The 5,588-nt window shown below is 62.4% G+C and carries 4 protein-coding genes; all 4 read left to right on the forward strand.

What is annotated here, in order from left to right; translation table 11 throughout:
- Positions 1-524, forward strand: a 524-nt coding sequence (locus AC2FNE_RS24290; protein WP_496806530.1) for a hypothetical protein, incomplete at its 5' end; no start/stop codon positions are given.
- Positions 521-2,461, forward strand: coding sequence for an ATP-binding cassette domain-containing protein (locus tag AC2FNE_RS24295; protein WP_496806531.1), 1,941 nt, complete (start codon positions 521-523; stop codon positions 2,459-2,461). The genes AC2FNE_RS24290 and AC2FNE_RS24295, both read left to right, overlap by 4 nt.
- Positions 2,454-3,755 (forward strand): HlyD family type I secretion periplasmic adaptor subunit, encoded by a 1,302-nt coding sequence (locus AC2FNE_RS24300; protein WP_496806532.1) that lies wholly within the window; start codon positions 2,454-2,456, stop codon positions 3,753-3,755. The genes AC2FNE_RS24295 and AC2FNE_RS24300 overlap by 8 nt, the downstream gene beginning before the upstream one ends.
- 11 nt (positions 3,756-3,766) lie before the next feature.
- On the forward strand, positions 3,767-5,588 hold a 1,822-nt coding region (locus AC2FNE_RS24305; protein WP_496806533.1), incomplete at its 3' end, for a VCBS domain-containing protein.

A 5,588-nucleotide genomic window follows, 5' to 3' on the forward strand; every position in this document is an offset into this window, starting at 1 on the left:
TTTGGGTGCTGGAAGCGTCTTCGCATCAGACAGCGTCCGAAAAGCTTGAAGCCATAGTCAATCACTTGCCCCGCGACTTGCCGGATCCGGAAGCGGTTCGGATCGTGTCTGCCCGACCACGGCTTTTGACAGGTCGACTGATGAATTGCCTGTCCCGTCTGGATAAGAAACTCGAGCCCAAAGCGCTGACCCTGTCGCGCGAGATCGGTCTGGACAGCCTAGTTTGCCGGCTTCCCCACGGGTACGACACGGAGCTTGCATCTTCCGGCAGACCTCTGCCGGATGGCGGTGCCAAGCGCGCCGCTATCGTCCAAGCATTCACGGGCAGGCCGGGGTTGGTCATTCTCGAAGCGCCTGAAGCGTCCCTCGATGTCGATGCCGTGAAGAAGCTATCGGGGTTCCTTCTGTCCCACTCGGACGAAGTCAAGATCCTCTTGCAGACATCGTCCGAGGATCTCCGCGACGGCCTGAAAGATGCCGCGCGCCTCGAAAACCCAAGTAATTGGATCGAGGGGGTCGAATGATGTCTGATGCCGCCGGCTTCCTCGAATCCGTTCTAAAATATCTCGACGGGCGCCACTCTGATAAGGCCGTAGAGGCGGCATTCGGGGGGTTCTCATCATCGCTGTCCGACATGGCACGCGCCAGCAACCTGATCGGGGTGCACGCGTCCATACATAAGGGCATACCTGCATCCTGGAGAGACGGTCATGATGGCGCCCTGATTGCGAAAGACGGCACCAACTGGATAGGCGTCGCAAGGCGGGACGGCGATCTCGTTGCGTTCCCGGAGAACGACGAGACAGGGCTACTCCACCTGCCGGCGGGGCCGCTCCTCTATCTGCGCATGCTTCCCGAAACCGAAGCATCCAAGGTCACCTACGCCAATATCTCGTCCCGCGCGCGAGGCGCATTCGTGCATGTCGCATGGCAATCCCTGGTCATCAACCTCTGCGCGCTGGCGGTGCCTTTCTTCACCATGGCCGTGTATGACAAGGTTTTGGGGGGCGGCGCCGCCCATTCGCTTCCGGCCCTGTTGTCAGGTGCAGTGATCGTTCTAGTCACGATGCTGGCAATGAGGCGTGTTCGGTCCGGACTTGCTTCCACGGAATACGCCTCGCTTTCGGGGCAGATCTCGACATTGTTGGCCGGCAAGGCACTCCGTTCGCCGGCTTCAAACGTTGCGGGGAACTCTGGAAGTACGATTGTCGCGAAGGTGCGGCAGGGCGAGCGTGCCGCCGACCTGTTCGCCTCCCCGAATATTGCAGCGATCTATGATGCGCCTTTTATCCTGCTGACCTTTGCCGCCCTGGTGATCGTCGGCGGGGGCATGGCGATCATTCCCGCGATCTACCTCGTGCTGTTTTTCGGCTTCGGCTTGTTGATAAACGCCGGAACCGGCGGCAGGGACCCGTTTGCCGTCCGCCAGTCCCAGCGACGTACGCAGATGATCGGGGAACTGGTCGATGCCAACGGCGCCATTCAGCGCGCCGGACTAGGCGAGAAATGGCTTCAACGGTTCGACGCTACCTTGCGCTCGAGCGCGCGCGACACACACCGCTCGATGATCCGAACCGGGTCACAGTCGGCAATCGCAACCACGCTCGGATCCGGCACTGCGCTCGTGACCCTGGTCGTCGGGATCGACCTCGCGCTGAAAGGCCACTTGTCGCCCGGCACGCTGATCGGGACCATGTTGCTCACCTGGCGCATCACCGGCCCGGCGCAATCGCTGTTCCTAGCGATCCCGCGCCTAAAGGCAATCCGCAACGGCTGGACCTCTCTTGAGACCCAGCTCCGGGCGCCCACGGTAGGCCAGGAATCCCATCTCCAGATCGCACTCGAACCCGAAGCTCCCGCCGTGGCCGCACAGGGTCTGTTCTACCGTCATGAAGCCGGTCAGCCGCCCGCCCTCACCGGCGTTACATTCGATGTGTCCCCTGGCAGCGTCGTCGTCATCATGGGGCCGAACGGGTCGGGCAAGTCCACTTTGCTACAGCTCGTCGCCGGGCATCTCCGCCCGCAAACTGGGCATCTGACTCTGAACGGGCGCCAGATGTCCCAGTACGATCCTGACGAGATCGATGCTCGCTGCGCTTATGTCGGTGGCAACAAAAGCGTTTGGTTGGAGCAAAGCAGAACAAGGCCCGACGTCGGGTTTTCCGCGGAAGCCAAGGTGGAACGCGCAGCCTGGTCCGCGATCACGGAACTTGACAGCAGGTTCTTCGTTCTCGACGATCCGCTACCCGCGAATGGCAAAGATGCCTTGAACGAGGTCGGGAAGTTCATCGACGAAACGCGAGGCAAGGCTACTATCTTCCTTGCGACCCACGACACGGAACTCGCGGCGCACGCCGATATCGCCATCGTACTGGACGCCGGAAATGTCGTCTATTGCGGACCTGTTCAGACAGAAAAGCCAGAGGCAGAAGCTTTGACGGAGGAGAAGAGAGATGGGTGAAAATCGCGGAGATCAACCTTTCGACCTGTACGACACGTCGACCTTCGTCTGGACGCGCCGGGCGGCAATCGTCGTTCTGCTCGGCCTAACCGCGTTGGTGATCTGGATGGTCTACACGCCTGTCGACGAGATATCCAAGGCGCGTGGGGAAGTTGAACCCATCGCCCAGGTGAAGCGGGTCGAAAGCCGGCATGGCGGCCAGTTGGCCGAGTTGCTGGTCACGCGCGGTCAAGTGGTGGAAGCGGACCAAATTGTGGCTGTGTTGGATCAGGCGGAAGCGCAATCGGCGCTTCGGGCCGCCGAAGCGCGCATTGCAGGGCTGTCCCTTGAGATCGAACGCCTCCTCGCGCTTGCGGAGGGGCGGGAGCCAGATTTCTCGGCCCATGCCGAGGACTTCAACGATCTCGTGGAACGCGAAACGGCTGCGCTTGCGGCAACGCGTGCCTTCATCCGCGCCGAACGCTCGGTGATCGGGTCGCAGATCGAGGAAAAGCGTGCCGAGATCGCAGCCATTGATGAGGAACGCCCCCAGCTCATTCAACAGATCGCCGTCGCCGAGGAGGAGCGTACCGTTCAACAGGACCTGATGAATCGCGGCCTGAGCGCACGTGCGAAGCTCGCGGAACTGCGAGAGCAGGAAGCACAGTATCGTTTTGACCTTGCCCAACTCGCCGGCCGTCGAACCATCGCCGAGGCTGAGGTGGCCGAGCTTCAGGCCTCGCTGACCCAGGTCGAACTGGACGAGTTTGCCAAGGCGAGAAGCCGGATTGCAGAAGCAGATTCCCAGAGGCGCGCCTTGCAGGCCGAAGCAGCGGGCCTGGAGAGCCGTGTCGCGGAGACGGAGATCCGGTCACCCATTGCCGGCGTGATTCAGTCCATCCCCGACGACACGATCGGCGATGTCATTGATCCCGGCGGCATGGTTGTAACCATCGTTCCCGCCGACGGCGGCTATCGTTTCAGTGGTCGCTTGTCGCCGCGCGATGTCGGCTTCGTCTCGGTGGGGCAACCCGTTCGGTTGAAAATCGACAGCTTCGATTACAGCCGTTTCGGCGCGTTGCCCGGCACCGTCGAGGAAGTTTCGCCGACAACAGCAGTCGATGAGCGTGGTACAGCATTCTACGAAGTCCTTGTGCAGCTGGACAGCGACCATTTCCGCGATGCCGAGGACGGCCTTACATTGATCGCCGGAATGACCGGCGAGGCCGATATCAAGACCGGCGCTAAGACCGTGTTCCAATATGTCTGGAAACCCATCTACACCAATCTCGACCTGGCGTTGACCGAGCGGTGAGGAGAGACGTGATGTCCGATCAGAACCCGAGAAAGTCCCAGACCTCCCGCGCCACTGCGGATCAAAGGGACGAGTTGTCCGAAGAGGTTTTTGCCTGGGTTGTGTCCGACACGAGTGAACTTCCGGAGGTTCAGACCGAAGGCTCCCATGCCGCGCCGGATGGCAGAGTGCGAGACAGCGGAGGTTATGGCAACCGGCAGTTGATGGTCTCGGCGTCGGCCCTGGCACGCCACATGGGTGCCGAGCTTTCCGAATTGCATTCCCAACCCGGTCGTCCCGGGGCGGAACCCGGTTCCGACTGGTTGGCCTCGTCCGGCCTTGCACCACTGCCCCAGGCCCATCCACGCGGCTCGGGCGCCGGCCATCCCGGCTTCACTCATGCCCTGCCCGGCATGGGCACAGGTCAGAATGTTGGGTACGCGATCATTCCGAACGTGTCACCGGGCGGCAGCGGTCACGCGTCGGGACAATTGCCGAGCCATATCGTGTCGAGCAGCCAGCCCAGCGGGCCTGCTATTGCCGGGCTCATCCCCGGCGGTAAGGAAGGTAGCCCGGTTCCGGTTCTAATTTCGGTGACTAATGGCAACAACACACCCGGCGGATCGACCGTAACCATCGCTGGGTTGCCGCCTGGAACGATCATGAACCTGGGACATGCTGGCCCAGGCGGTACATGGATCCTCGGTCCTGGCACCGATCTGAAAAACCTGACCATGACGCCCCCAACCGACTGGTTTGGATCAGGGCATCTGACGGCGACCGTCGTGGATCCTAACGGTCACTCGGCACAGATTCAGATGCCGTTCAATGTTTTGCCACAGCCCGACGCTGCAAGGATCTCCGGAACCGACACCGGAACAACCTCCGAGGACCGTGTTCTGACGGTTTCCGGCGGGTTGACGATCGTCGACCCGGATCCGGGCGAGGCGCATTTTCAGGCCTCGACATTGAGAGGAAATTTCGGTCGCCTACAGATCGATCAATCGGGTCATTGGACCTACACGCTCGACAACACCTCTCCCTCGGTTCAGGCACTGATCTCGAGGCAGACCGAGCGTGAAACCTTCACGATCCACAGCGTGGACGGAACGAGCCACCAACTGGTCGTGAACGTGATGGGCACCGACGACAAGGCCACGATCGCCGGCACGGCGGTCGGCGCGGTGACCGAGGACAAGCTGACCTCGACCGGCGGCAAGCTCGACGTGACCGACCCGGATGCGGGGCAGGATCAGTTCGTGCCGCAGACCGGCGCGGCCGGCGCCCATGGCAGCTTCACCGTGCAGCCCGACGGCACCTGGAGCTACGCGCTCGACAATGGCCAGCCGGCGGTGCAGGCCCTGAAGACCGGCGACCAGATCACCGACACGCTGACCGTCTCCACCATCGACGGCACCACCAAGCAGATCACCGTCACCATCAACGGCACCGACGACAAGGCCACGATCGCCGGCACGGCGGTCGGCGCGGTGACCGAGGACAAGCTGACCTCGACCGGCGGCAAGCTCGACGTGACCGACCCGGATGCGGGGCAGGATCAGTTCGTGCCGCAGACCGGCGCGGCCGGCGCCCATGGCAGCTTCACCGTGCAGCCCGACGGCACCTGGAGCTACGCGCTCGACAATGGCCAGCCGGCAGTGCAGGCCCTGAAGACCGGCGACCAGATCACCGACACACTGACCGTCTCCACCATCGACGGCACCACCAAGCAGATCACCGTCACCATCAACGGCACCGACGACAAGGCCACGATCGCCGGCACGGCGGTCGGCGCGGTGACCGAGGACAAGCTGACCTCGACCGGCGGCAAGCTCGACGTGACCGACCCGGATG

This window comes from Ruegeria sp. YKSD179, from assembly GCF_059612885.1.